Annotated in this window: 22 protein-coding genes and 5 tRNA genes; 8 read left to right on the forward strand and 19 right to left on the reverse strand. The window is 53.7% G+C overall.

The window, feature by feature from the left end; translation table 11 throughout:
* Positions 1 to 99 precede the first annotated feature (99 nt).
* A complete protein-coding gene (gene valS / locus ACT3RW_RS09275; protein WP_444613555.1) occupies positions 100 to 2718 on the forward strand; it encodes a valine--tRNA ligase in 2619 nt (872 codons plus the stop codon).
* Positions 2719 to 3039: 321 nt separating this feature from the next.
* Here the strand turns inward: valS and ACT3RW_RS09280 are convergent, their stop codons facing one another.
* The 14 genes from ACT3RW_RS09280 to ACT3RW_RS09345 form a co-directional block, all read right to left on the reverse strand.
* Complete coding sequence (locus tag ACT3RW_RS09280) at positions 3040 to 4047, reverse strand: trypsin-like serine peptidase (RefSeq protein WP_444613556.1); 1008 nt, start codon at positions 4045 to 4047, stop codon at positions 3040 to 3042.
* A gap of 129 nt (positions 4048 to 4176) precedes the next feature.
* Positions 4177 to 4362, reverse strand: coding sequence for a hypothetical protein (locus ACT3RW_RS09285; protein WP_262197583.1), 186 nt, complete (start codon positions 4360 to 4362; stop codon positions 4177 to 4179).
* Positions 4363 to 4545: 183 nt separating this feature from the next.
* On the reverse strand, positions 4546 to 5313 hold the full coding sequence (locus tag ACT3RW_RS09290) for a hypothetical protein (RefSeq protein WP_444613557.1): 768 nt from the start codon (positions 5311 to 5313) through the stop codon (positions 4546 to 4548).
* 349 nt (positions 5314 to 5662) lie between these two features.
* Positions 5663 to 6271, reverse strand: coding sequence for a mycothiol-dependent nitroreductase Rv2466c family protein (locus tag ACT3RW_RS09295; protein WP_131088377.1), 609 nt, complete (start codon positions 6269 to 6271; stop codon positions 5663 to 5665).
* Positions 6272 to 6319: 48 nt separating this feature from the next.
* The gene (gene clpX, locus ACT3RW_RS09300) at positions 6320 to 7612 is read right to left on the reverse strand and encodes an ATP-dependent Clp protease ATP-binding subunit ClpX (protein ID WP_262197580.1); all 1293 of its coding nucleotides are present in this window, start codon (positions 7610 to 7612) and stop codon (positions 6320 to 6322) included.
* Positions 7613 to 7780: 168 nt separating this feature from the next.
* Positions 7781 to 8440, reverse strand: coding sequence for an ATP-dependent Clp protease proteolytic subunit (locus tag ACT3RW_RS09305; RefSeq protein ID WP_131088379.1), 660 nt, complete (start codon positions 8438 to 8440; stop codon positions 7781 to 7783).
* A gap of 46 nt (positions 8441 to 8486) precedes the next feature.
* Positions 8487 to 9083 (reverse strand): ATP-dependent Clp protease proteolytic subunit, encoded by a 597-nt coding sequence (locus ACT3RW_RS09310; RefSeq protein WP_131089775.1) that lies wholly within the window; start codon positions 9081 to 9083, stop codon positions 8487 to 8489.
* A 246-nt stretch (positions 9084 to 9329) separates the two neighbouring features.
* On the reverse strand, positions 9330 to 10664 hold the full coding sequence (gene tig, locus ACT3RW_RS09315; RefSeq protein WP_131088380.1) for a trigger factor: 1335 nt from the start codon (positions 10662 to 10664) through the stop codon (positions 9330 to 9332).
* A gap of 87 nt (positions 10665 to 10751) precedes the next feature.
* Positions 10752 to 10826 (reverse strand) — tRNA-Pro (locus ACT3RW_RS09320).
* Between the two features lie 157 nt (positions 10827 to 10983).
* Positions 10984 to 11058 (reverse strand) — tRNA-Pro (locus tag ACT3RW_RS09325).
* Positions 11059 to 11200: 142 nt separating this feature from the next.
* Positions 11201 to 11275: transfer RNA gene (locus ACT3RW_RS09330), tRNA-Pro, on the reverse strand.
* Between the two features lie 578 nt (positions 11276 to 11853).
* Positions 11854 to 11924 (reverse strand) — tRNA-Gly (locus ACT3RW_RS09335).
* A 175-nt stretch (positions 11925 to 12099) separates the two neighbouring features.
* The gene (locus ACT3RW_RS09340) at positions 12100 to 13080 is read right to left on the reverse strand and encodes an Fpg/Nei family DNA glycosylase (protein WP_444613558.1); all 981 of its coding nucleotides are present in this window, start codon (positions 13078 to 13080) and stop codon (positions 12100 to 12102) included.
* 2 nt (positions 13081 to 13082) lie between these two features.
* On the reverse strand, positions 13083 to 13556 hold the full coding sequence (locus ACT3RW_RS09345) for a ribose-5-phosphate isomerase (protein ID WP_131088382.1): 474 nt from the start codon (positions 13554 to 13556) through the stop codon (positions 13083 to 13085).
* Between the two features lie 286 nt (positions 13557 to 13842).
* Between ACT3RW_RS09345 and pepN the strand changes: the two genes are divergently transcribed.
* The 3 genes from pepN (at position 13843) to ACT3RW_RS09360 (ending at position 17461) form a co-directional block, all read left to right on the forward strand.
* Positions 13843 to 16383, forward strand: a complete 2541-nt coding sequence (gene pepN / locus ACT3RW_RS09350) for an aminopeptidase N (RefSeq protein WP_444613559.1) — start codon at positions 13843 to 13845, stop codon at positions 16381 to 16383.
* Between the two features lie 91 nt (positions 16384 to 16474).
* Entirely contained in the window at positions 16475 to 16951 is a 477-nt protein-coding gene (locus tag ACT3RW_RS09355) for an OsmC family protein (protein WP_444613560.1), read from the forward strand.
* A 9-nt stretch (positions 16952 to 16960) separates the two neighbouring features.
* Entirely contained in the window at positions 16961 to 17461 is a 501-nt protein-coding gene (locus ACT3RW_RS09360; protein WP_444613561.1) for a globin, read from the forward strand.
* A 70-nt stretch (positions 17462 to 17531) separates the two neighbouring features.
* On the opposite strand, the gene ACT3RW_RS09365 is transcribed toward ACT3RW_RS09360, so the two are convergent.
* Positions 17532 to 18191 (reverse strand): hypothetical protein, encoded by a 660-nt coding sequence (locus ACT3RW_RS09365; protein ID WP_131088385.1) that lies wholly within the window; start codon positions 18189 to 18191, stop codon positions 17532 to 17534.
* Positions 18192 to 18365: 174 nt separating this feature from the next.
* Between ACT3RW_RS09365 and ACT3RW_RS09370 the strand changes: the two genes are divergently transcribed.
* Positions 18366 to 19259 (forward strand): acyl-CoA thioesterase, encoded by an 894-nt coding sequence (locus ACT3RW_RS09370; protein WP_131088386.1) that lies wholly within the window; start codon positions 18366 to 18368, stop codon positions 19257 to 19259.
* 16 nt (positions 19260 to 19275) lie between these two features.
* Here ACT3RW_RS09370 and ACT3RW_RS09375 read toward each other — a convergent pair whose 3' ends face one another.
* Entirely contained in the window at positions 19276 to 21012 is a 1737-nt protein-coding gene (locus tag ACT3RW_RS09375; RefSeq protein WP_444613562.1) for a 2Fe-2S iron-sulfur cluster-binding protein, read from the reverse strand.
* Between the two features lie 47 nt (positions 21013 to 21059).
* Positions 21060 to 21563, reverse strand: coding sequence for a redox-sensitive transcriptional activator SoxR (gene soxR, locus ACT3RW_RS09380; RefSeq protein ID WP_262199722.1), 504 nt, complete (start codon positions 21561 to 21563; stop codon positions 21060 to 21062).
* Positions 21564 to 21699: 136 nt separating this feature from the next.
* On the opposite strand from soxR, the gene ACT3RW_RS09385 reads away from it, so the two are divergent.
* On the forward strand, positions 21700 to 22206 hold the full coding sequence (locus ACT3RW_RS09385; protein ID WP_444613563.1) for a flavin reductase family protein: 507 nt from the start codon (positions 21700 to 21702) through the stop codon (positions 22204 to 22206).
* A 71-nt stretch (positions 22207 to 22277) separates the two neighbouring features.
* Here the strand turns inward: ACT3RW_RS09385 and ettA are convergent, their stop codons facing one another.
* Both ettA and ACT3RW_RS09395 read right to left on the reverse strand, forming a co-directional pair.
* Positions 22278 to 23960, reverse strand: coding sequence for an energy-dependent translational throttle protein EttA (gene ettA, locus ACT3RW_RS09390; RefSeq protein ID WP_131088390.1), 1683 nt, complete (start codon positions 23958 to 23960; stop codon positions 22278 to 22280).
* Positions 23961 to 24073: 113 nt separating this feature from the next.
* Positions 24074 to 24523, reverse strand: coding sequence for a single-stranded DNA-binding protein (locus tag ACT3RW_RS09395; protein ID WP_444613564.1), 450 nt, complete (start codon positions 24521 to 24523; stop codon positions 24074 to 24076).
* A 358-nt stretch (positions 24524 to 24881) separates the two neighbouring features.
* On the opposite strand from ACT3RW_RS09395, the gene ACT3RW_RS09400 reads away from it, so the two are divergent.
* Positions 24882 to 24955 (forward strand) — tRNA-Arg (locus ACT3RW_RS09400).
* Positions 24956 to 25346: 391 nt separating this feature from the next.
* Positions 25347 to 26546, forward strand: coding sequence for an MFS transporter (locus ACT3RW_RS09405; RefSeq protein WP_444613565.1), 1200 nt, complete (start codon positions 25347 to 25349; stop codon positions 26544 to 26546).
* The last annotated feature ends 12 nt before the right edge of the window (positions 26547 to 26558 follow it).

Raw genomic sequence — 26558 nt, forward strand, 5'->3', positions numbered from 1 at the left:
AAGCCCTGCGAACAAAGGGCGGAAGTACTCCTAGTCTTCGTGGCGCAGGCCATGACAACGAATGCCAAGGCACTGCTCAAAACATGAAAGAATAGGGATATGGCAGAAGACAACTTGGGCACAGACACGCCCGCAACAGTTACCGTTCCTGAAAAGCCCGCTTTGGAAGGCTTGGAAGAACGTCTTTCGTCCCGGTGGCGCACCGAGGGCACCTATCACTTCAACGAGGACACGACCCGCGAGGCCGTCTACTCCATCGACACTCCCCCACCAACGGCGTCCGGTTCCCTGCACGTAGGACACATGTTCTCCTACACCCAGACCGACGTCTTGGCTCGTTACCAGCGCATGACTGGCAAGAATGTTTTCTACCCACTGGGCTGGGATGACAACGGACTTCCAACCGAGCGCCGTGTACAGAACTACTTCGGCGTCCGTTGCGACCCGACCAAGCCGTACATCGAGGGTTACCGCCCACCAGAAAAGCCGGCGAAGAACCAGCGTGACTGGGATGTCATCAGCCGTAAGAACTTCATTGAGGTCTGCGAAGAACTAGCCGTTGAAGACGAAAAGGTCTTTGAGCAGCTCTTCACCACCCTTGGCCTGTCCGTGGACTGGCGCATGACTTACCGCACCATTGACGACAACTCACGCGCCGCCTCACAGCGCGCCTTCTTGGACAACTTGAACAAGGGCGACGCCTACATGGCCGAAGCTCCAACCCTGTGGGACGTCACTTTCCGCACCGCAGTGGCACAGGCAGAACTCGAAGACCGCGAGATGCCTGGCGCTTACTACCGTTACGCCTTCAATGCAGAAGATGGCGAGCAGGTCTTCATCGAGACCACCCGCCCGGAACTGCTTGCTGCTTGTGCTGCCTTGGTTGCACACCCGGATGACGAGCGTTACCAGCACCTGTTTGGCAAGACCGTTACCTCGCCTATTTTCGGTGTTCCAGTCACCGTGCATCCACACCCATTGGCTCAGGCCGATAAGGGTTCGGGCATCGCCATGGTTTGCACCTTCGGCGATTTGACCGACGTGACCTGGTGGCGTGAATTGCAGTTGCCAACTCGTCCGATCGTTGGCCGTGATGGCCGCATCCTCGCAGAGACCCCAGAGTGGATCACCACCGAAGCTGGCAAGGAAGCCTACGCTCAGATTTCGACTAAGACCGTCTTCTCGGCTAAGGAAACCGTTGTAGAGATGCTCTCCGAAGCAGACCTACTTGACGGTGAGCCTAAGAAGATTTCCCGTCCGGTGAACTTCTTCGAAAAGGGCGACAAGCCTCTGGAAATCGTCACCTCACGTCAGTGGTACATCCGCAATGGTGGCCGTGACGAAGAGCGTCGCAACCAGATGATCGCTCGCGGCAAGGAAATTGATTTCCACCCGTCGTTCATGCGCTCGCGCTACGAAAACTGGGTTTCGGGCCTCAATGGTGACTGGCTGGTTTCCCGCCAGCGTTTCTTCGGCGTCCCAGTACCAGTGTGGTACCAGGTCAACGAACATGGCGAACCAAACTACGACGCTCCAATCCTGCCAACCATCGAGCAGCTTCCGGTTGATCCGGCCGCCGATGCTCCGACTGGTTACTCCGAGGATCAGCGCGGTGTGGCCAATGGCTTCATTGGCGACGCAGACGTTCTTGATACTTGGGCTACCAGCTCGCTGACTCCACAGATTGTTGGCCGTTGGGGTCGCGACGACGAGTTCTTCTCGAAGGTCTACCCATTCGATCTGCGCCCACAGGGTCACGACATCATTCGTACCTGGCTGTTCTCCACCGCGGTTCGTGCAGATTCACTGCACGATAGCGCACCGTGGAAGCATGCTGCGATTTCGGGTTGGATCTTGGATCCAGACCGTAAGAAGATGTCCAAGTCCAAGGGCAACGTCGTAGTACCAAACGAAGTTCTGGACAAGTTTGGTGCCGACGCTGTGCGTTACTGGGCTGCCAGTGCCAAGCTTGGTGCGGACACCGCGTACGAGATCAACCAGATGAAGATCGGTCGCCGTCTGGCGATCAAGATCCTGAATGCCTCGAAGTTCGTACTGAACTTGGGTGCCACCGACGCTAACGTCCTCACCGACGATGCTGCAGTAGTCACCAATGGTCTTGACCGTTCACTGTTGGCTCGACTGTCCACCGTGATCGAGGACGCCAAGCGTGCCTTCGATAATTACGATTACGCTCGTGCGTTGGACATCACCGAGTCATTCTTCTGGTCGTTCACCGACGATTATGTTGAGCTGGTCAAGGATCGTGCCTACGGCGGTCACGGTGAAGCTGAGCAGGCCAGCGTGCTGGCAACTCTAGCCACCACACTGGACTCCGTTCTGCGCCTGTTTGCACCGTTCTTGCCATTCGCTACCGAAGAGGTTTGGGGTTGGTGGCGCACCGGGTCGGTTCACCTGACCCAGTGGCCAAGCACCGATCACTTGGCTTCGGCCGTTGAAGGCGCGGATCCTGCGATCTTGCCACTGGTTGGCGTTGCTCTGTCGGGTATCCGTAAGGCAAAGTCAGATGCCAAGGTTAAGCAGCGCACCGAAGTTCTCTCCGGAGAAATTCACGCTCCAGCCGCTCAGGTAGCTCAGCTTCGCTCTGGTTTTGAGGACTTGAAGTCCGCAGCCAACGCTCGCGAGCTGACCCTGGTTGAAGCTGAAGGCGAGCTGACCGTCACCAACGTAGAGTTGGCTGAAACCGAAGAAGCTTAGTCTCAAGCCAAGAAAGTCCGGTTGCCATTCCCACTATTAGTGGAAATGACAACCGGACTTTTCTTTGCCCTTACTTCTCCCCCGATGAAGACTCTGAGTCCTCTGAGGGAGACGGTCGAATCAACTCTCTGGGCAAAGCAACACGACGTCGTTCTTCCGTGAAATGCTTCTTCTGTTCGTCGACGCTTTCTTCTAGGCGATGCCTTTGGGCGGGGACTTGGTTCCCATCCTTTGACGAGTGTTCTTTTGGCATCATCCCTACTTCCTTTGACCTAGTCCGGCGAAAGGCCCCATCGCTTCCTTTCGCCGGCGGTTGGTCGCTTAGCTCTGTGCGTTCTGGTAAGCCTGCTGGATTACTGAACCCCAGTATGGTCCGAACATGGTGTTTCGAACAGTGTTGTAGCCGAAGCTATTTACAGAGTTCTGGTAACCCGAAGAACCGGATCCCAAGAACCATGGTCCACCGGAAGAACCGCCGGTCATGGTGCAAGAAATACCCTGTGACTGAGTTTGACCGAATGGGTCATCAGTTGCGGTGCCTGAGCAGGACTGGAGAGTTTCACCGTTGAATGGTGAAGCTGCTGGGTAACCGTAGGCTGTGTAGGCCTTGCCACGTGGCTGGTTGAATGCGACACCCGAGGCACCAACGGTGTCAGTCAATGATGCTCCGCTGCTGTTGGAAACCACTGCAAAGCCAGTGTCATAGGTGATGTCACCGCTGCCGGACCATTGCGAGGTGGTGACCAATTCTGTCGCAGCGAAAGTGCCGTACGGAGTCTTGCCGTTCTCGTAGGCTGGTGCGAAGACCCAACGCGTGGCAAAAGCTCCAGGGCCTTCGTTCAAGCAGTGACCGGCAGTGGATACCGTGGATTCGTTTGACGAGACGACAGCGTTGCCGGAGCAAACGTAGTCAACCCCACCGAGGGTGAAGAAGACTTTGCCGATGTGCGAAACTGGGGTCTCCTGGCTGGCACGCGTCTTGCCACCAGTGGTGCTCTTCAAAGATCCGGCGTTGGCCTTGGCTGCATGGCCTGGAACCTTGGCTGCGTTACCCGTGTCTACCTTCGCAGCGGATCCTGATTTTCCTTTGACGAGTGAATCGGCGCTCTTTGCAGCTTTCATTCGATCGGCAGTCCAGTAATCAATCGCGGTATCTGCTTTTTGAGAAGGTATCTTAATCGACTGGATATCGTCGTTGGATCCGTGAGGGGCTGCGGTGGCCATCGGTGCGGTGCAGAGCATCAATGCTCCGGCGAAAAGTGCGGCTCCAGCCAACTTGTGTCGGCCTTTGAGTTTCGATGAATCCGCTTTTAGGGTACGAACTTGCACGATATAACTCCTTGTCCAGTGGCACATGGCCACTAACGATGGGGGTGCTTTAGCACTCGTGCAAATTAGTCAAACACACACTTCACACAAATTCCATAGGAATCTTTTCCTCCGCTGAAAACTGACACATCAACGAATTAGCGTCAGATTGTGAAGTAACTCATGCTGGTCACAGGTATCGACATCGCGCTGTTCTAGGCCCATGATCCGGTAAATAAACTTTGCGATATTTCGAGTCAAGGTAACTTCAGCCCGAAAATCCGGATCTTTCGCTGCTAGACCGCCACGCAACGCGGCACCATTGGTGGCAGTCACCCTTGTGCTGGAATTATGAAACAAAAACTTCGGTATCGGGTACTTTGTTGTCAGTCGGGGCTAGATCCTGAGCGAAAAAAATATCCTGATTTAGTGTTCAAAAACGGACTTATTCACACTTACCACTACCCATCCCCCGGCCACACGCACCTACAACCGAACAAGATCCGTACTGAGCAGCGCCTATCGGTCCTGTATCTGAGCCATTGACTGGTGGCGGTTATAAGACCGAACGAGCGGCACAGAGGCGACACCAATAATCCCGGAGACAATTGCGGTCACCAACAGCGCCATAGATAAACCGTGACTCACCTGGTCAAAAATTCCCCGCGCTAGCTCACGACTGAAGTGCGAGAGAAGTCGTTCTTGTACATAATCAGGGATAAGGGTCCTAAGGGCTATGTAGCTAAGGCCTGTTGTCACGGTCAGCCAAAGGCATGCCTTGGAAAAGTACCGGGGAGCTAAAACAACTCCACCTAGAAGTACAGCAGCATTAATGTAAACGCCCCACGGGCCAAGTGTCTGGATCATGAGATAGATCTTCTGCAGGGCGGGTAAGGCGTTTTGTTGAACCAGATCCAGGGTCCATGAGAAATTCCCAACCGAGGGCAAGCCCGGAATCCCTATGCCGCTGAGCGTCTTTGTTACTCCGGAGAGAACATCGTCGAGCTGGAAGGTGAGCTTGCCGGCCTGATCTATCTCTCCGGCATCCGGAGCTGTAAATACCCGGTCGGTCGTTTCATGGCTACTTCGTAATGCCGTCTGCCAAGTTGCTGCAAAGCTGTCGGATTGCACTACGCGCAAGGCACTGTCTTCGATCGCCTGATCGGCCTTGTCTGCCAATTGTTCTGCAGGAATCAACTGGGACAAGAGACCATCACCGGTCACTGCCTTGATTCGATCTTCAACCTGCAACTGATCCGAGATCGACGCCGTGACTTGCTCCGCCACGAGATCCTGTAAGCCCTGGTTCTCGGCCAGCGGTCCAAGCGTGTCTACGAACCCATCGGTGTCAGTGATATGAGTTGACGCCCAATGGCCACCTATTGAGATGGGAGCAATGAGCACACCAAGAATGATACAAATGCTGGATGCTACCCGGCGCCAGAGTGGAGGCTGCGAGCTAAAGACCACGATGAATTCCTTCGCGAGGAGACTTGGCTGATCGAATCGGCAGTTAGCAACACTGATAAGCCGAAGACTAGTGACACATTTTAGCAATGGTCGGTAACTCGTTAAAGCGTTGAAAGACGCTCCCTGGCTAAGAGGAAACGTCCTTCAAATGACTAGGTAGTCAGACTTACTCGAAAACTGGGCTCTCGGTGCGAGTACGCTTCATTTCGAAGAAGTACGGGAACGAGGCTAGCTGAGCGGCAGCGTCGAACAGCTTGCCTGCCTCTTCGCCAGTTGGAATTCGGGTGATTACTGGACCGAAGAACGCTACGCCATCAACTGCGACGACCGGCGTGCCAACGTCCTGGCCGACCTTGCTAATTCCGTTTTCGTGGCTTGCACGCAAGGCCTCGTCGTTGGCATCAGTGTGCGCCGCTTCAGCAAGTTCAGCAGGAAGACCAGTCTTTTCGAGAGCCTTCTTGATGACTTCATCTCGATCGGTGATCTTCTCATAGTGGAGAAGCTCGCCCATTGCGGTGTAAAGCCCGTCAACAACTTCTTGGCCATGCTCCTGTGCTGCCTTGATGACAACGCGCACTGGGCCCCACGAGGAGTCCATCATGGAACGGTAATCCTCTGGAAGGTCGCGGCCCTCGTTGAGTACCGAGAGGCTCATGACGTTCCAAGTAACATCAATGTCGCGTACTTTTTCTACTTCTTTGATCCAACGGCTAGTTGCCCACGCGAATGGGCAGATTGGGTCAAACCAAAAATCAACGTGCTGGCGTTCGGCCATGGAATCCCAACTTTCCTGAGAAAAATAATCTAACGATTGTCTAGCGGACTACGCGGACTTCTTGTCGCGCTTGGCCACCATAGCGTGTGAGAGCATTGCTGGCTCTTCGCCGTCGAGAACGGTGCCACGGGTGACAACAACTTCTGCAACGTCTTCACGGCTAGGAAGATCAAACATGACTCCCCCAAGCGTTTCTTCGAGAATTGAGCGCAAACCACGTGCACCAGTTTCGCGTTCGATGGCCTTCTCAGCCACTGCATCAAGAGCAGACTGATCGAAGCTCAAAGCGACGCCGTCCATTTGGAACATCTTCTGGTACTGCTTGAGCAGCGCGTTCTTTGGTTCGGTCAATACTCTGACAAGAGCTTCCTTGTCCAGGTGCTCAACAGTAGTGATGACTGGAAGTCGACCAATGAATTCTGGAATCAAACCAAACTTCAGCAGATCTTCAGGCCGTACATCAGAGTACGATGCGGTCTCGCTCTTCAGTGCCTTGAGGGGTGCACCGAATCCGATACCCTTCTGACCGGCGCGGGAAGAAATGATTTCTTCTAGTCCGGCGAATGCACCGGCAACGATGAAGAGAATGTTGGTCGTGTCCAACTGAATAAAATCTTGATGCGGGTGCTTGCGCCCGCCCTGTGGTGGAACAGCTGCAACGGTTCCTTCGAGGATCTTCAGCAAGGCCTGCTGCACGCCTTCACCCGAAACGTCTCGGGTGATCGACGGATTCTCGCTCTTACGGGAAATCTTGTCGATTTCATCGATGTAGATGATGCCGGTTTCGGCCTTCTTAACATCGTAATCGGCAGCCTGAAGCAGCTTCAGAAGAATGTTTTCAACGTCCTCGCCAACATAGCCAGCTTCAGTCAAGCTTGTGGCGTCGGCTACAGCAAAAGGCACGTTGAGCTTCTTGGCCAACGATTGCGCTAGATAAGTCTTGCCACAACCAGTTGGGCCAATGAGCATGATGTTCGACTTGGAGACTTCAACTTCGTCCAGTGGGTCATCATTGGTCAGCGCAGCCACGGGACCATGGTCCTGGTTTCCGTGAATTCGCTTGTAGTGGTTGTAAACAGCCACCGAGAGAGCGCGCTTAGCGTTCTCCTGACCAATCACGTATTCCTGCAACGAATTAAAGATTTCGCGAGGCTTGGCTAAGGAGAATTCCTCATGCACCTGCTCCTCTGCAAACTCCTCCGCAATGATTTCGTTGCAAAGCTCGATGCATTCAGTACAGATGTAAACACCATGGCCTGCAATTAGCTTCTTAACCTGCTTTTGACTCTTCCCGCAGAAAGAGCATTTCAGTAGATCTGAGCCTTCACCCATGCGTCCCATCGCACCATTCTCCCGTTTACTTGAGTAGCTGTGGACTTACTCAATTCTAGGCTAGTTGTACCCCAAATTAGATGAATATGGCGGTTTACCTGTGTTGCGCCACTTCACCTTCGTAAAGTGGCGTCCTTGGGTAAACCGCCATTCATCGGGGATTATTCCGTTTAAGTGCTAGCTACCCAGCTGAGCACGGTTTAGCTTACGTGGAGTCAGTACTTCATCCACGATGCCGTAGGCCTTAGCTTCCGAAGCAGTCATGAACAAGTCACGCTCAACGTCGTCACGAACCTTCTCTACTGCCTGGCCCGAATGCGAAGCAAGAGTTTCTTCTAGCCATGAACGCATGCGCATGACTTCTTCTGCCTGAATCTGCAGATCGCTAGCGGTACCGCGTTCGCCGCCACCCATTGATGGCTGGTGGATCAGCACACGAGCGTTTGGCAATGCAAGGCGCTTGCCTGGAGTACCGGCGGCCAGCAGCACTGCAGCTGCGGAAGCTGCCTGACCCAAGCAAACCGTCTGAACTTCTGGACGGATGAACTGGATCGTGTCGTAAATTGCTGTCATCGCGGTGAACGAGCCACCTGGCGAGTTGATGTAAAGGGTAACGTCTCGTTCTGGATCCATGGATTCCAGGACCAGCAGCTGAGCCATTACGTCATCAGCAGAAGCATCGTCGACCTGTGCACCGAGGAAAATGATGCGGTCTTCAAATAGCTTTGCGTATGGATCCTGGCGCTTGAACCCGTATGGGGTGCGCTCTTCGAACTGAGGAAGAATATAGCGAGCCGATGGCATCTGGCCACTTACGGCTTCAGGATTGAAGTTCATGGTTTTCTCCTTGGACAAATCTTTGGGAATGAAGTGGTGGGCTCGGCTACTTAGGCTCTACGCCGCCGCCACCGGTGACAGACCCGGCATGCTTAGCAACCTTGTCAACAAAGCCATATGCCAGACCTTCTTCAGCGGTGAACCACTTATCACGCTGGTTATCAATCAGGATCTGCTCCACGGTCTGACCGGTCTGCTCAGCGGTCAGTTCACTCATGACCTTCTTCATGTGCATGATCAGTTCAGCCTGGATCTTGATGTCCGAAGCGGTACCGCCAATGCCACCGGAAGGCTGGTGCATCAGGATACGTGCGTTCGGAGTCGCGAAGCGCTTGCCTGGGGTACCCGATGAAAGCAGGAACTGTCCCATCGAAGCAGCCAAACCGGTTGCTACGGTGACAACATCATTCGGGATGAAGTTCATCGTGTCGTAGATGGCCATACCTGCAGTGATCGAACCACCTGGGGAGTTGATGTACAGGTAGATGTCCTTCTCAGGATCTTCTGCAGAGAGCAGGAGCAACTGCGAGCAGATGGCATTCGCATTGTCATCGCGGACTTCGGAGCCCAGCCAGATGATGCGCTCCTTGAGCAAGCGGTTGTAAATGTAGTCGTCGCGGCTGGCCGGGTCAACGGCGGCCATCGTAGGAGTGCGCGAATCATTTGACATGTTCTCTACCTCTTCCAAACGTGTAGATCAGATTCTGGAATTTTTATTTCTAATCCCAAAGCTGCAACTGGTTACTTTGAGATTACTTACTTCAAGGCTTTCATGGGACGTTTCATGCCCGTGTTTCGCTCACGGCGCATGATGCACGCCGGGAGCGAACAAAAATGGCCATTGACCGCCTTTTAGAGGCGGCCAATGGCCATTGGAGAGTAGTGAAAACTACTTTGCTTCTTCGGTTTCAACCTCAGCAGCAGCTTCGTCTTCACCAGCTGGCTTCACGAAGGAAGTCAGGTCCACTGCTTCACCGTTGGAATCGGTGACCTTAGCGAACTCAAGAACCTTTGCAAGTGCCTTGCGACGACGAACCTCGCCCATAAGCATTGGAACCTGGCCGGCGCCGTCCAGCATCTGAGCGAACTGGTTTGGCTCCATGCCGTACTGACCTGCGGTCTGAACGATGTAATCGATCAGCTCGGACTGCTCAACGCCAACTTCTTCAGCATCTGCAACTGCATCCAAGATGATTTCGTTCTTGAAAGCACGCTCGGTGTTTTCGCGAACCTCGGTGCGGTGCTCTTCGGTGTCGTGACCCTCTTCAGCGTCAGGAGCGTTGAAGTGCTGCTCGATCTGCTCGTCGATAACCGAAGCTGGAACAGGAACCTCAACAAGCTCAACAAGCTTGTCCAGAACCAATTCGCGAGCCTCTACGCCCTGCTCAACGGTCTTGCCTTCTGCAGCGTCCTTAGCAAGGTTTTCGCGCAGTTCAGCAATGGTGTCGAACTCGGAAGCAAGCTGAGCGAAATCATCGTTAGCTTCTGGAAGTTCGCGCTGCTTGACAGCGTTGATAACAACCTTGACGGTTGCGGACTTGCCAGCGTGCTCGCCGCCAGCAAGGGTGGTTTCGAAGGTTGCATCTTCGCCAGCGGACAGGCCGGTAACAGCCTCGTCCATGCCCTCAAGCATGTTGCCGGAACCGATCTGGTACGACAGGCCCTGTGCGGAGTCAACCTCTTCGTCCTCAACCTTTGCGGTGAGGTCGATGGTGACGAAGGAGTCTGCAGCTGCTGGAGCTTCAACTTCCTTCAGGGTGCCGAAGCGACCGCGAAGGTCGTCGAGAGCCTTCTCGATGTCCTCGTCAGCAACTTCCTTGGCTTCAACAGAAACTTCGAGGCCCTTGTAGTCCGGAAGTTCAACCTTCGGACGGATATCAACTTCGAGGGTGAAGACCAGCTGGCCTTCGCCTTCCTTCTCGATGGAAGGAAGCTCAGTGATATCAACCTCTGGGCGGGACAGTGGGGTCAGCTCGTTCTCAACCATTGCCTGCTGGTAGAAGTCGTTCAGACCTTCGTTAACAGCGGTTTCGATGACGTAGCCACGGCCAACGCGCTGATCGATCATGCGAGTTGGAACCTTGCCCTTACGGAAGCCTGGAACCTGGATCTGCTGTGCGATGGTCTTGTACGCCTCATCGACGCGGGGCTTCAGTTCCTCGTAAGGAACCTCAACGGTTAGCTTCACCCGAGTCGGGTTGACGTTTTCAACGGCGCTCTTCACAGCGTTGTACTCCTGAGTGTCTAAGGATTAGGTTTTATCTGCAAAAAACCCCGCAACATGGTGGCGTTGCGGGGTTGTTCGACAGAGTCGGGGTAACAGGATTCGAACCTGCGACCTCACGCTCCCAAAGCGCGCGCTCTAGCCAAGCTGAGCTATACCCCGATTAGCAGTGAACAGTCTAACCCGAGTCATCCTGTATCCACTAATCGTTTGTGATGCTTACTAGTTGCCTTTGACAGTTCCTAGTGATCACAAGATCTAAATAATATTTAGCTCTCAATTTTCATGAGCTGAAATCCAAGAATTTCTACTCATAAAGTCGGGGTAACAGGATTCGAACCTGCGACCTCACGCTCCCAAAGCGCGCGCTCTAGCCAAGCTGAGCTATACCCCGAAAGTCCGTTGGTTCACAATTTTCATTGTGAGCTGCATCGAACTGATAGGTTGTGAATCCACCCGAGAAGTAAATCCTGTGGATTCTGGTGATCTGACTACTCAGATCTATTTTCATGGCTGAATTATCTTCAGCCATAAAGTCGGGGTAACAGGATTCGAACCTGCGACCTCACGCTCCCAAAGCGCGCGCTCTAGCCAAGCTGAGCTATACCCCGATAAAGTTTGGAAAACCCGACTTCATCTGGACTTTCCGTCCTGTGTTCAACTCAGGAATCATTTATTTCCCGTGCTGATCACAAGAAACTAAGTTACACGGGTTCGAACCAAAAGCAAAATCGAAACCCACGCATGTCGAAGATTCACATCCGCGTGAATCCGCGGATATACGGTGATTACTTATGTCAGAAGCCAAACTTAGGTGGTTCACGTGAGTTGAATAACAGAATTTTGACGCAAAAAGTTCTTCAGCCGGCTGGAGCTGGAGGCGACATGTTTCGCAAACTGGACCTTAGATAACCAATGCACCACATGAACCCGGGGCCTCATAGTTTGAGCTGTGCCACCAATCCCCCGGCCAATAGGCTCGAGAGTAATGGCGATCGCACCATGCGCACCGTGTGTACCGTGTGCACCGACAGCAGTCAGATCTAGCATCAGCTCCTGCGGACCCAGACAGGCGCCGGTTCAGGCACTGCAAAAAACGAGCCACGATTAGTCACTCTGCAGCACAGGCGGAAACTTCGACACAACAAAAAACTCCGACTCTCAATTGAGAGCCGGAGCATTTGGTCCGAGGGGATGACGGGAATCGAACCCGCGTAATCAGTTTGGAAGACTGAGGCTTTACCATTAAGCTACATCCCCATTTCGAAGCTTTTCTCGCTTCGAACAAGATTGAGTCTAGACCATAAAAGATGCGCTTTGCAAATCGGGGATTCCCGTTCTCACTTGGAGGCACTCGAATAGCATCTGAATTGAGCATCTCAAAGCTATACACGCCGACACGGCGAAGAAAAACTATTCTGCTCGTCTCATCAACCTAAGCCGTCCAATACTGAGCTGAATTCTTTCTCGGCATTTTCTGGCATCTCGGGCACCAATAAAGTTTCCTGGCGGCAACCTCAGTCAAAGCAATGTTGCCGCTGCAGCGACGGCATCCGAGTCCCTGGCGTTGATATACGTAGTACGCGTTATCGGGCCAAAGGGGAATTCCGGCTTGTCGATCTTCGGGGTAGGTCGTGATGATTTTTCCATCGCGCACACCGTCTTCCATGATCGCGACTATGTCGTACCAGAGCTTTCGAGCTTTTTGCGAAGACAGCTGATTGGCAGGTAGCTCGGGGGCGATGCGGTTGCGGAACAACGACTCGGCACGGTAGATATTGCCAACCCCGCTAATCAGGCTTTGATTCATTAAAGCGACAGCAATGGGCGTTTTGGTCTTCGAGAGGTTCTCCCGAAACTCAGAGTAGCCACTGGCTAATACGGTGTCCGAGTCCAGCAGCGCTTCAGCTGACTTGGTGGCCCGAAATTCATTTGCCGCACGGGCTAGCGGATCCGGTCCCAAGTTATTTAGATGTTTCTGAACCTGCGGATATTCAAGCACCTCGCAAGCAGTCGGTCCTCGCAGATCAGCCCAACCGTGCTCAGAAACAATCCGCGCTCGGACTGCACCCACAGGTTCCGGTGGTCCAAGATACTGCCTCGCGGAAACTTCTGAGCGCGTTTCCGTCTCGCCAATCTTCCGAGGTGCGCCAATGGAAGAAGCACCGCTGAAGTGTTCGTCTCCCCCAAAGCTAAACGCACCGTAGAGTCCGAGATGAACTCTGAGGTACAAGTCATTGGAGAAGCGACAGAACAATTGCTTCCCCTTGGCAAAGGCGACTTCTAGTTCGTAGCCATCGATACGCGCTGCATCAGATGCGAACCTGCCCTGCGGAGAAGAAACATGCACCACTTGCCCACCAAAGACGTCGTCAAATTGGCGGGCAAGTCGGTGCAGGGAGTGGCCTTCAGGCACGACTAGTCAATAACCTCGCCAGTGGTTTCGTACGAGGCAATCTTGCCGATTCGTCGTACGTGGCGTTCTGCATCGCTAAACGGCTCAGCCAAGAAAGCTTCGATTAGTTCTGCGGCTTCTTCAACCGAGTGCTGGCGTCCGCCAACGGCAATTACGTTGGCATCGTTGTGCTCACGCGCCAACTTGGCGGTATCCAAGTTCCAGGCCAAGGCGGCACGAATGCCTTCAACCTTGTTTGCCGCAATCTGCTCACCGTTGCCGGAGCCACCAAGAACGATGCCTAGGGAATCCAATCCTTCGCGCTGTTCCTTGACTACGGCCTTCGCAGCGTTGATGCAGAACGCAGGGTAGTCATCCTCAGGATCGTACGACTCTGGACCATGGTTGACCATTTCATAGCCTTTGCCAGTCAAGTACTTCACCAAGTAGTCGCTGAGCTCTAATCCGGCATGGTCTGTAGCAATATGCACGCGCATAGTCTGTGGCCTCTTTTAGCTTGGAGGGGTCATTTACTTTCCTATACAGCTTAGCGAGGTCCGATGAGCTCCTTGTCATGTTCCGATGATCTGGCAGTAATATCGGCAGGATTTCTCACGGATTGAGACTCAAGCCACCAGGTTTCTAGGCGATATGGGGCATTTGCGTAAATTGTTCCAGAGATGACTTGCTTTACACCCCGCCAGAAGTGACACAATATACAAATATTCAGTATCCGTTTCATAACTGTCTCGGACGCACACTTCATCAAGAACTGGAGACCCAATGCCAGGAATGAACCTCACCCGCGCTGAGGCAACCGTACGCGCAGGACTGCTCAACGTCGACAGCTACGAGGTTAGCCTGGACCTCACCCGCGGTGAGCGGGTATTCACGTCCAAAACCACGGTACGATTTAGCGCTACCGAAGGTGCTTCAACTTTCATTGATGCTGTCACCGACAATGTGCGCTCGATCAACCTCAATGGGGTCGAGCTAGATCCAGCAACCCATTCCGATGGCATCCGCATTCAGCTTCCCAACCTTGCCGAGCAAAACGTCCTGGTTATTGATGCAGACGCGCTGTACATGAACACCGGCGAAGGGCTACACCGCTTCGTCGACCCAGTGGACCAAGAGGTTTACCTCTATACCCAGTTTGAAGTTGCCGATTGCCGTCGCATGTTCGCCGTGTTCGAGCAGCCAGACCTTAAGGCGACCTTCCAGTTCACGGTGACCGCACCGAAGTACTGGAACGTTGTTTCCAATGCTCCAACCCCAGCTCCACAAGAGCAGGGCGAAGCGGCGACTTGGGCCTTTGCCCCGACTCAGCGAATTTCCTGCTACATCACCGCGCTTATCGCTGGCCCCTACCAAGTAGCCCGTGACTCGCTGGTCTCCTCTAGCGGACGTACCGTTGAACTCGGCGTTTTTGCTCGCGCATCCATGATGGAATACCTGGACGTCGAAAATATCGTGACGATCACCCGTCAAGGTTTCGAGTTCTACGAAAAGAACTTCGGCACCCCTTACCCATTTGAGAAGTACGACCAGCTGTTCGTGCCTGAATTCAACGCAGGTGCCATGGAAAATGCCGGCGCTGTAACCTTCCTTGAAGAATATGTGTTCCGTTCTCGTCCAACCGGAGCGATGGTAGAACGCCGTGCCATCACCGTGTTGCACGAATTGGCGCACATGTGGTTTGGCGACCTCGTCACCATGAAATGGTGGAACGACCTGTGGCTCAATGAGTCCTTCGCCGAATTCATGTCGACCTTGGCTGCGGCTCAGAACACCGAGTTCACTAGCGCGTGGACCACGTTCAATACCTTGGAGAAGAACTGGGCTTACCGCCAGGATCAGTTGCCTTCTACTCACCCGATTGTGGCACCAATCAACGATCTCGAAGATGTTGAGGTCAACTTTGATGGCATCACCTACGCCAAGGGTGCCAGCGTCCTGCGTCAGCTTGTTGCGTTTGTCGGCCAGGAAGAATTCATGGCAGGCGTGCGCCAGTACTTTGCTAAGCACGCATGGTCCAACACCGAGCTTCCTGATTTGCTCTCCGAGCTTGAAGCCTCCAGCGGTCGCGATCTCAGCGGCTGGGGCGCACAGTGGCTTGAGACTGCAGGTGTCAACACGCTTACTGCACAGATCAGCACCGATGATGCTGGCATCATCACCGACTTCAGCATCCTTCAAAGTGCAATTTCCGACTACCCAACTCTGCGTCAGCACCGACTGGCGGTCGGGTTCTACAGCCTTGACGAAAATGGATCTTTGCAGCGTGTGCACCGAGAAGAACTAGACATCTCGGGTGCCTCGACCCCGGTTTCGTCTTTGGTTGGGCTCGCTCAGCCTGACTTGGTGCTGCTCAACGATGATGATCTGACGTACGCGAAGATTCGTCTGGATGAACGCTCACTAGCGACCGCAACCGTGCACCTCAAGGACTTCCAAGAGTCCCTGCCTCGTACCCTTGTTTGGTCCGCTGCGTGGGACTCCGTGCGTGATGCTGAATCCCCTGCCAGCACCTACGTCCAGTTGCTTCTGAACAACATCGGGCACGAGTTTGACTCGTCCGTCATCATGGTCCTCTTGCGCCAGCTGAACACCTCACTGGATAGCTATGTGACCCCAGAAAATAGCAGTGAGCTCTCGGTTCAGGCTGCGGATCGTTTGTGGCAGCTGGCCACTGAAGCTCAGGCCGGTTCAGATGCCCAGTTGCAGTTTGCCAAGGCCTTTGCGCACCGTTCCCGTAGCGCTGAACAGCTCGATACAGTTCAAAGCCTGTTCGACGGATCCAAGACACTGGACGGTCTGGTCATTGATACCGATTTGAAGTGGTCTTTGACCATCGCGCTGAGTGCCGGTGGACGTTTGTCCGATGAACAAATTGATGCAGTTCTCGCCACGGACGACACCGCAAAGGGTAAGGCCTCTTGGTACACCGCCCGAGCTTCACGCCCAACGGCAGAAGCCAAGGCCAAAGCCTTTGAAGCGGCAACCGCAGCGAAGCTGTCCAATGATCAGCAAAGCGCCGTCATCGCAGGGTTCAACAACACTCATGACAAGTCCCTGATCGCTGAATACGGTGAGAAGTACTTCGCATTGTTGGTCCATGCGTGGGAAAACTTCTCCCACGAAATGGCTAAGCAGATCGTGCTGGGCTTCTACCCAAGCTCGCAGGTGTCACAGGCTACCTTGGACACGACGCAGGCCTTCTTGGAATCTTTGGGCGACAAGCATCCAGCACTACGCCGCTTGTTGACCGAGTCCGCTGCTGATGTTCGACGCGCTCTAGCTGCACGCCAGGCAGATTTCTAAAACAACCGCTGAACTATAGATGGGGATGCACGCTCAGCTCTCAAAGCTCATGTGTGCATCCCCATTTGGTTAAAGATGCGACAATAATTTCATGGATCTTTCGCATCATGAGTATCGCGTCAGCCTCGAATGGACCGGCAACCGCGGAACTGGAACTGATAGCTACCGAAGCTATGGACGGGACCATATTGTCAGCTCGCCGGGTCTTCCAGTTCTACCAGGAACGGCCGACCCGACCTTCCATGGCGACAAGGACCGGTGGAATCCAGAGCAATTACTGCTTGCAGCATTGAGTCAATGCCACATGCTTTCGTATCTACACATTGCGGTGAATAACGGCTTGAAAGTTATTGGCTACACCGACACCGCGCAAGGTACTTTGCGCCTGAATGCTGATAACAGTGGCGAATTCACGCAAGCAGTTCTGAAGCCCGCGGTCAGACTGGCTGATGAATCTCAGCGCGAACTCGCGAACTCACTGCATGAACAAGCCAACAAAGTTTGTTTCATTGCTAGGTCTGTTAACTTCCCGGTACTTCATGAACCGGTCCTGCCAAGCAATTCTTGAGGAATGAATATGAGTGAAAACCCGCAAATCCCGCACAGCGTTAAGCAGGATCCTTTCAGCAAACCTCTCGTTTTAGGTGCATCAAGCCAAGAGTTTCTTGACCTAGCAGAGCAACCTGTAGACGCATCTTTGTACCCGGGAACGTTTTACCACGAGGTAGGCGGCCGAGAAGTATTCGCAAAATTGACCAAGAATTTCTATGATTCTGTAGCTCAGGATGAAGACTTCCGCACCATGTACCCGGAAAAGGATCTGCATCCAGCACAGGTACGGCTTCAGTTGTTCCTTGAACAATACTGGGGTGGCCCGACTACATATTCGGAGCACCGCGGACACCCGCGCCTACGAATGCGCCATGGTAACTTCACCGTAAACTCGCACTACCGCGATGTGTGGATGGGCCATATGAACAAGGCCATTGATCAGTTGGACCTGCCTCCACTGCACGCTGAGACGCTTCGAGATTACTTCGAACGCGCTGCACACTCAATGCTGAATACACCGGACTAATCCGGAGCTTCAAAAACTAATGGTCTGAAACCAATATTGGTTTCAGACCATTAGTTTAAACTTCGAGGATCTAACCCAGTAACGAGGACTGGCGCATTACCGCGTGCCCACGTCCGTTGCTCACGCGGTACCAACTACCCCTGCGCAATATTCGGCTCTGTCCATCTTTGGTCAGGAAGCCCAACGCATGCATCGCAAAGGCCGCGCCCAGTGGCAAGGGTGAATCTTGTCCCTCAATTTCGGAGGACCATACACGTTGGCGAATTTGCGAGATGACAGGCTTTCCCGGATTCTCTGGCAGCGCTTGAGCAACTGCATCAATTCCGGTTTGGGCGGCCCGGGATAGGTCAGCATCGGCAATAGAGCCTGAGTCTTCCCACTGCGACATCGGCACAGAAATGCCGGCCCAACGAGCTGTAGCTTCGACCGGTGGCACGGTGAATTCGACCGAACTATCCCCCATTCTTGCCAGTCGATCCTGCACTGAAGACAATGAGTAACTCGCATCTAGCTCAGCCGGCTGAGCCAGCCGGTGTACGCGCATGCCTAGAACGGTGTATTGACCCTGGCCCAATTCAGCAGGAACTAGAACAGGTACGTAAACGGCCAGCGCGGTTCCTCGGGCAACAAATAGCGCCGCGTCATCTTCAATAGTCTTGGCTCGACTAATAAAGTTCGAAAGGTCACTGACGGAATTTACATCGTCAAAAATCAGTACGTCGCTTGCCATGGATTAATGTTCTCACGACGAGCATGCCCAATTTCCACGAATTAGCTCATGGCGTGAAGTCTGGTCAGGTAATCGTATAGTTTACGTACAAGCAGGTCCGCCCAATGAAGAGGGTACCTTCAAGTAACATTGGGTAAAGATCTGCACTACAAAGAACTTCAAGGAGTTTATGCCGTGACCGGAGACCTTGGTACCACTCAGGCACTACTGGACTTGCTAAATCTGGATGGGGAAAATCAGGCCCGAACCGACGAAGATATCTTTGTCGGTCGCATGCCCAAACAGAACCGGAAACGCGTATTCGGTGGCCAGGTATTGGCTCAATCTGTCATGGCCGCATCGCGCACCGTAGATTCCACTCGCGCTATCCACTCTTTGCACGGATATTTCCTTCGCCCCGGCGACCCTGAGCAGACCATTACCTTCGGGGTACAGCGCCTGCGCGATGGTCGTTCATTCTCCGCACGCCGAGTTCATGCCTACCAGAACGGCGATCCCATCCTTTCGATGATCGCCTCGTTCCAAGAACCAGCGCAGGGTTTAGAGCATCATGACCCAGCACCGCTGAACGCACCTGATCCAGAATCCCTGCCAACCACAGCTGAACTTGTGGGTCATCTGGATCATCCTGTAGCCCGGGAATGGGCTTTTGAACGCCCATTCGACGTTCGTCATGTCTCCGAGCCCATCTACCTTTCCGGCGACGAGACTCGTGGTGCCGATACGGCAGTCTGGTTGCGGACGACTTCGGCGATGCCAGACGATCCGACGATGCACCGTGCAGCGTTGGCGTACGCCAGCGACTACATGCTGCTCGAACCAATTCTCAAGGCACATGGACTAGCCTGGATCCATCCCGGGTTGAGCATCGCTAGCCTAGACCATGCCATGTGGTGGCACAGGGACTTCCGAGTTGATGAGTGGCTGCTCTACGTCCTCCACTCCCCTTCGGCTTCCTCGGCACGAGGACTTGGCACCGGGCAATTCTTCAACCGCGATGGTCAGCTCGTAGCAACAGTCGCGCAAGAAGGCATGGTCCGGCTTCCGGAATTTGGGACCAAGAAATAATCTTGGCTTTGGCTTCCTAGATGTCCAGCTCCACGTTCTCCCTTGGTACGGCTACGCACGTTAGAACGTGACCGTCAGGTATCGTGGCGCTGGGCTCCATCGGATAGCTCACACTCCCCTTGAGCAGCTTGACCGCGCATTGACCGCAGGATCCGGCTTGGCATGAGCTTGGAGCGTCGATCCCTTGAGCCTGCAACGCATCCAGAAGTACACCTTGTTCTGGTTGCCACTCAAAGTGTTTTCCAGAGTCAAAACAATTGATCTCTTCCTTAGCGAAGTCTTGAAATAGCTCGCTGAAATCTTTGTGCGGTGAAACAAAGGCCTCGCAGTGAATGTTCTGCGGTTCGATACCTTCGGCTCGACAGATCTCCTGAGCCATCTGCGTGAACGATTGAGGTCCACAAATCACCACGCTGTCACAGCCTGCGACTACGCGGGCGATGTCTTCAGGATTCGGACGTGCCACGGTGCTATCAAAATATTGAACCGTAGGCGCAGCATTCCCTCGGCCAGCTAGTGCTCTTGCCTCCGAGAACAGCGCGTTCGGGGCGCCACGCTCAACGTGCACCAGTCGGAGATCCTGTACCTGCGCGGCAGCTTCATGATCACGTAGCAGCCCAAGAACAGGGGTGATCCCAATTCCCGCTGAGACCAAGGCCGTGCACTCTCGCAGGACCTTGGCAGCAGTCACCGACCCGTAGGGTCCAGATATCAGTAGTTGTTCTCCTGGTTCAAGTTGCGACAGTTTCGCAGAGACTGCTCCTTGAATCCTTACGGCTATGGTGACGTTCTGCTCGTCAACGGCGGTGACCGTGTAGTTTCGCCAAGCAGGATCCGAGAAGTGAACCCTAAGATACGTTCCAGCCTCGTCGTGCTCCTTGAACCAACCGAATGTGTCGCTCAAAGTAATTTCGACTAGGTCTGAAGAGACCTTGGTGGTTTTTTGGACTGTCGCATATCGAGGCGAACGCTTCGCGGGAACTAGGTTTGAAATATCCTCGCTTGGCATTTCAATCTTAATCTCGTCGCCCACTTCAAGCGTTCCGGGATCGAGAACCGTTCCGTAGATACCGCAATGCAAATGACCAAAGTGCGTGGCAAGCAACCGTGGCCCATTGATATCCACTTCAGTGGTTTCCGGATTCACCGATGTGGCCGAACACCGCTCAATCGACTTGGTTATTGCAATCCTTGCCTCGCCAATGCGTATTACCTTGCCGATGAGTCCAAATTCTGCAAAGGCCGGGAGTCCTTCCACTAATATATTGCCGCGGTATCTGCGCGGGTCCATCTCAATCTGCCCCGCGACCGATAGACGCTCGACTGTCCTGGGATTAATGATGGAAATGCCCGAACGTTGAGAATCGAACATTCCCTTCGGCATAGATACTGCTCGGCGCTCGATGGCACCCTGAGTCGGAAGATGCGCTGACAAGTACGCACCAAGTTCCGCCACGCCGCCAGGCGTTGACGAGTCGAATGTCAGTGAAGACGCATTCACTTGATCTGGCGCTGCGACGGTAATAAATGGAGGGTTGGATTCCACAGACCATTTTTGCAGGCTTTTATTGTTTTTTAGGATGGTGAAGCTATGGCAGCTGCCCCACTGTCCGTCAAGAACCTCAACCGTTCCGTTCGTGAATGCGATACTGCGATCGCCGCGTATTCCACTGCCAACGCTGACAGCGCCAGCGTCGATTGCTTCGCCGGGCAAGCCCTTGATCGGAAAACGAAATAGCTGAGCAATCTTCATGGATTCAGTCTAGTAAATCTCGTCAGGTCTCAACCACATCGTGAAGATCAGTCGTCCTGTTCAGCTCCTTCGATTACCTCCAGCCTTCTGGCCCCTGATCCATCCTTAGACAGTTGATCTTCGGGGTTAAGCAGCCCACAAGCTTGCATCGAGAGGCACCCGCATCCGATGCATCCCATAAGCCGATTTTCTAGCTCCTCGATTGCCCTGCGACGAGCTGCCAATACCTGTTTCCACTGTTCGGTGGCCCTGAGCCAGTCCGTTTCCGACGGGACACGACTCATAGGTACTGGGGCTAAAGCGTGCTTGATGTCTTTGAGCGCAATGCCCAGTTGCCGGCCTACGGTAATGAGTGAGATCCGACGAAGCAGATGCCTTGGGTATCTACGTTGGTTTCCGCCTGTGCGTAATGACGAGATGAGCCCAACCTCTTCGTAATAGTGAAGGGCTGAGCGGGCAACTCCGGTACGGTCGCTGACCTGTCCGATGGTGAGCAATTCTTGCGCGGGTAGCTCTTCTGAAGGTTCCTGCGGACTTGTTGTGCGAATCATCACGACTCCCCTCCTTGACCTCAAGTTTACTTGAGGTCTTAGTGTGGAAGTAATCAATATCGTTGGTGGGAGCCTGTAAAACTTCCACATCAGCTGCTGAACCTTATTTCTCGGGTTCAGGCAAAGGAGCCACTGGATGAGCCAATTGTCAGATGATTTTCGTACGGCGTTCCGCCATCATCCAGCTGGTGTCGCACTTATTACCGCAACGGTAGATGACGTTCCCTACGGATTGACTATTTCTTCCTTGGCTTCCTTGTCCATTGAGCCAGTAGCCGTTTCATTTTCGCTAGCCAAAGAGTCAGGAGCTGCCGGCGCGGTCCTTGCCGCTTCCAGCTTCGTCATTCACATGCTCGGCGAACAGCAGGACGAATTGGCCACCAACTTCGCCCGACCGGGAGCCCCGCGTTTCACGCCTGAGCAAAAATTTCGTATCTTGCCTACGGGTGAACCGCATTTCATCGATGCGCCCGTAGCCTTCCGCGCCACGCTTCACTCATCGGTCAACGTAGGCGGGTCACGACTAATCGCGGCGGAAGTTCACGAGATTCTTCATGGGCTTTCAGAACAACATTTGCTCCACCAAAATCGGGAGTACCTGCGTATCTCAGAATTCCTGAACGCTTCGACGTCGCGGCAATAGCTCGACTACTGAACTTCTTCGTTATACAGCAATGGCCGCCACAAAAGTGGCGGCCATTGCTGTACAGCTTCCTAGTCGCGAGTCAGTCGACGGTGAGTCACGCGATGAGGCTTAGCTGCATCGGCGCCCAGGCGCTCAACCTTGTTCGCTTCGTAGGACTCGAAGTTGCCCTCGAACCAGTACCAGTTCGATGGGTTCTCTTCGGTGCCCTCGTAGGACAAGATGTGGGTTGCCACTCGGTCCAGGAACCAACGATCGTGCGAGACCACGACGGCACAGCCTGGGAAATCAAGCAAAGCATTTTCCAATGAGGAAAGGGTCTCAACGTCCAAGTCGTTAGTTGGCTCATCGAGAAGCAAGAGGTTGCCACCCTGCTTCAGGGTCAATGCCAAGTTCAGACGGTTGCGCTCACCACCGGAAAGCACGCCGGCCTTCTTCTGCTGGTCTGGGCCCTTGAAACCGAAGGCCGAGACGTAAGCGCGAGAAGGCATTTCAACCTGTCCAACTTGGATGTAGTCCATGCCATCCGACACAACTTCCCACAGGGACTTCGTCGGATCAATGTTTTCGCGGTTCTGGTCAACGTACGAGATCTTGACGGTATCGCCAATCTTCAGCGAACCAGCGTCTAGCTCTTCCATGCCAACAATGGTCTTGAAGAGAGTTGACTTACCAACACCGTTCGGACCGATGACACCAACGATGCCGTTGCGAGGCAACGAGAAGGATAGTCCGTCGATCAATACACGTTCGCCGAAACCCTTCTTGAGGTCGTTGGCCTCAATAACAAGCTGACCCAAACGTGGGCCAGGTGGAATCTGGATCTCTTCAAAGTCAAGCTTGCGGGTGCGCTCAGCTTCCGCAGCCATTTCTTCATATCGAGCCAGACGAGCCTTCGACTTGGTCTGACGTCCCTTCGCGTTCGAGCGAACCCATTCGAGTTCTTCGGCCAGACGCTTAGCAAGCTTCTGATCCTTTTTGCCCTGAACTTCCATACGCTCGCGCTTCTTCTCCAGGTAAGTGGAGTAGTTGCCCTCGTATGGGTGCAGACGGCCTCGGTCAACTTCACAAATCCACTCGGCGACGTGGTCGAGGAAGTAACGGTCGTGAGTAACTGCCAATACTGCGCCTGGGTAAGCAGCTAGGTGCTGCTCCAGCCAAAGTACGGACTCGGCGTCCAAGTGGTTAGTAGGCTCATCGAGCAGCAACAGGTCTGGCTTCTGCAGTAATAGCTTACAAAGAGCAACACGACGACGCTCACCACCGGAGAGGTGGGTTACCAACTCATCGCCAGGTGGGCAACGCAATGCATCCATTGCCTGTTCTAGCTGGTTGTCGATATCCCATGCATCGGCTGCGTCGATAGCTTCTTGGAGCTTGCCCATTTCTTCAAGAAGGGTGTCGAAATCAGCACCTTCTTGAGCCATCTCTTCGGAAATCTCGTTGAAGCGAGTGATCTTTTCGTAGATCTCGCCTACGCCTTCCTGGACGTTGCCCAGGACGGTCTTTTCTTCGTTTAGCGGTGGCTCCTGAAGCAGGATGCCCACCGAATATCCTGGTGAAAGCCGCGCTTCACCGTTGGACGGGGTGTCGATACCCGCCATGATCTTCAAGATCGTTGACTTACCAGCACCGTTCGGTCCCACAACACCAATTTTGGCGCCTGGGAAGAACGACATGCTGACATCGTCAAGGATGACTTTGTCACCAACGGCCTTGCGAGCCTTGGTCATCGTATAAATGAATTCCGCCATGTTGTTAAGGCTAGTCGGTGATAGGGGGCAAAACCGAATCCGAACTCAACTATTTTGGCTTGGTGGTGCTCGGATTCACTTAAGTGAGCCAAGCACCACCCAACAATGAGTATTCAGGCCGCTTGACCCTGGTCTTTTGGCCAACTCGCATCTGCGTCCGTTTGAGATTCAGAATGCGATACTCGTTCAATTTCTGAGGTGTCCGTACGAACTCTCGTGAAGGTGCTTGTTCCAAAACGAAGATCGTGACCAACACTGAAGGCTTCGACATCGGCGCTTGTTCCGCGCGTACCATCTGCTCTCTCGAATTCTCTGATCTGCAGCTTGCCGAAAATCACCACATGATCACCTTGGGCCAGTGACTCCATGGTGTTCTCCGCCAAGCCTCGAAAAGCCGAGACTGAATACCAGTTAGTTGGCCCGTCGACCCATTGGCCTGATTCAAGATCTCGCTTCCTTTCGTGAGTAGCAGCTCGGAACTTCAGAACAGAAACTCCTTTTTGGGTAATGGTCAACTGCGGATCCGTGCCAACGATGGCACGGATAGTCACTAGATCGCTCACTGGACCCCCTCCTTATAATCCGGACACCGAGGACTGTTCCCGGCGTTAGTCCTCATGGTGCTGCCTGCTCGATTACCCAAGAGAGCGACGACCGCGATTTGTGGATACCCAGTCAATCGCCCCTCCTTGTTGCCCGAGGTGATCCAAGTTCTGCTCCGGCGACGTTCGAACTAGAAGTGGCTGGCTCACCGGTCCAGACGATGTGCCTAGAATCGCGAAGACGCCGTTGCAGTTAAGTAGGCCGAGATTTTGGTCAATTGAAATAACCTTGCCTGATTAGGCGGAAATGGATAACTTCGCCCTAGTAGCCTCAAGTCGTATTTTTAGTAGGCAATGAGCTAAACTATTCTTCGGCTAAGCCTCCGTAGCTCAGCTGGATAGAGCAAGAGCCTTCTAATCTCTAGGTCACCGGTTCGAATCCGGTCGGGGGCACATTTAACCGCTGTTCACTTTGAAAATAAGTGAGCAGCGGTTTTTTCTTGTGGAGAGAATACCTGCTTCGCTAGACAGGTTTAGTCCATGGGACAGCGTTCGAAAAACCTGGCGTCTAGCAGTTGCTAGACAGGGCTCACGGCATGTTCCCGCACCGATTCCCTGCCCTCATTTGGCAATAATTGAAGACTCGCGTAGGGGCAATTATCGCCTTCCAGCTTCATAAGTTTCGTCGCCTGATGGCCTGAGATCAGCCAGTTTCCTGTGCGCGCGCTTAACAGGAGCCACGCATCCTCGCTGAATCAAAACATGGGGCAACTGAACGGTAACTTAGCGGCGAATTTTGCGATAAACTCTAGGGAATATAGAAACCGAGAGGCAACATTTTCTCATGATTCAACCGGTCGCCATCCGAGAGCGGCTCGTCCCCTCTGAGCGCACCAGTATCAACCTAATATTCCTGCTTGCAGGACTTTCCTTCGCTTCGTGGGCCGGCCGGCTTTCGATTATCGATGCAGTACTAGGATTTTCCGGGTTAGGTCTCGGCTCGTTCCTGCTTTGCATGACCGTCGGAACACTTATTGGCTTGGCAATCATCCCAACCATCAGTCGATACGTTCCCACAAAACGACTCTTGTGTTCTCTGCCTCTGGGGCTTGCGCTTTGCCTTCCGATACTCGGCATCGCCATCTCAATCACTCAAAGTACGGCACTGGCCTACATTGCCTTGTTTATCAACGGCATCATTTTTGGTTGCCTCGACATCATGATGAACGTCAGCGGTGCACGAATTGAACGTGAACTCGGGCGGAGCATCATGCCCTCGCTACACGGTTACTTCAGCCTAGGCTCTTTGTTGGGAGCCGGCGTGGCAACAGCATCGATCGCACTGCACATCCCGAGTATCTGGCATTTCAGTTTTGTATCCGTAGCCATTCTCGTGTTGGCATTTGTCGCCCATCTTGGACTGTCCTCGTGGGAAAACGAGAACTTCGCAAACCGTGCCAAAGAGAAATCTGCGCAGTCCTCGGCACCACCACGCAAGCTCGGACTACTTATGCTCTTGGGTCTGATGGTTGCCGGGCTGAGCTTCGCAGAGGGTGCTGCCAACGACTGGATAGCCGTTGCCACCGTGGACGGCCACGGGTTGAAGCACCAGGACGGTGCGCTCATGTTCACGCTGTTCGTGGGGGCTATGACGTTGGGCCGTTTTGTTGGCGGTCAGCTCGTAGACCGACTTGGGCACAAGAACACGTTGCTGTTCATGGGATCTATCGGACTAGTTGGCGTTTGCCTGTTCATCATCGGAGCCAATCCGTATCTCATCGGTTTGGGTTCGGCAATGTGGGGACTTGGCAGTTCTTTGGGCTTCCCCGTCGGCATGAGTATCGCAGCTTCCAGGAGTGAACGCCTGGGCCCCAAGGCTGTAAGCATTATCAGCGCCTTCGGATATGGTGCAATGCTTGGCGGCCCGCCACTCATTGGACTCATCGTCGACAGCACCGGACTGCCTCAAGCACTCTGGATCTGTGCGATCGTCTTGGTGATGTCACTTCTACTAACTCCCCGAGTCAGCCGCCGCCCGCGCTAGAGCTCTTCGCGC

This window comes from Glutamicibacter sp. AOP5-A2-18 (assembly GCF_052446055.1).
Taxonomy (GTDB): domain Bacteria; phylum Actinomycetota; class Actinomycetes; order Actinomycetales; family Micrococcaceae; genus Glutamicibacter.

What these genes read in the sequence shown, in the direction of transcription:
- valS (WP_444613555.1), top strand. Translation starts at nt 100, where the DNA reads ATGGCAGAAGACAACTTGGGCACAGACACGCCCGCAACAGTTACCGTT.
- ACT3RW_RS09295 (WP_131088377.1), bottom strand. Translation starts at nt 6,271, where the DNA reads ATGGCCGAACGCCAGCACGTTGATTTTTGGTTTGACCCAATCTGCCCA.
- clpX (WP_262197580.1), bottom strand. Translation starts at nt 7,612, where the DNA reads ATGGGACGCATGGGTGAAGGCTCAGATCTACTGAAATGCTCTTTCTGC.
- ACT3RW_RS09305 (WP_131088379.1), bottom strand. Translation starts at nt 8,440, where the DNA reads ATGAACTTCAATCCTGAAGCCGTAAGTGGCCAGATGCCATCGGCTCGC.
- ACT3RW_RS09310 (WP_131089775.1), bottom strand. Translation starts at nt 9,083, where the DNA reads ATGGCCGCCGTTGACCCGGCCAGCCGCGACGACTACATTTACAACCGC.
- ACT3RW_RS09345 (WP_131088382.1), bottom strand. Translation starts at nt 13,556, where the DNA reads ATGCGCGTGCATATTGCTACAGACCATGCCGGATTAGAGCTCAGCGAC.
- pepN (WP_444613559.1), top strand. Translation starts at nt 13,843, where the DNA reads ATGCCAGGAATGAACCTCACCCGCGCTGAGGCAACCGTACGCGCAGGA.
- ACT3RW_RS09355 (WP_444613560.1), top strand. Translation starts at nt 16,475, where the DNA reads ATGGATCTTTCGCATCATGAGTATCGCGTCAGCCTCGAATGGACCGGC.
- ACT3RW_RS09360 (WP_444613561.1), top strand. Translation starts at nt 16,961, where the DNA reads ATGAGTGAAAACCCGCAAATCCCGCACAGCGTTAAGCAGGATCCTTTC.
- ACT3RW_RS09365 (WP_131088385.1), bottom strand. Translation starts at nt 18,191, where the DNA reads ATGGCAAGCGACGTACTGATTTTTGACGATGTAAATTCCGTCAGTGAC.
- ACT3RW_RS09375 (WP_444613562.1), bottom strand. Translation starts at nt 21,012, where the DNA reads ATGAAGATTGCTCAGCTATTTCGTTTTCCGATCAAGGGCTTGCCCGGC.
- soxR (WP_262199722.1), bottom strand. Translation starts at nt 21,563, where the DNA reads ATGATTCGCACAACAAGTCCGCAGGAACCTTCAGAAGAGCTACCCGCG.
- ACT3RW_RS09385 (WP_444613563.1), top strand. Translation starts at nt 21,700, where the DNA reads ATGAGCCAATTGTCAGATGATTTTCGTACGGCGTTCCGCCATCATCCA.
- ettA (WP_131088390.1), bottom strand. Translation starts at nt 23,960, where the DNA reads ATGGCGGAATTCATTTATACGATGACCAAGGCTCGCAAGGCCGTTGGT.
- ACT3RW_RS09405 (WP_444613565.1), top strand. Translation starts at nt 25,347, where the DNA reads ATGATTCAACCGGTCGCCATCCGAGAGCGGCTCGTCCCCTCTGAGCGC.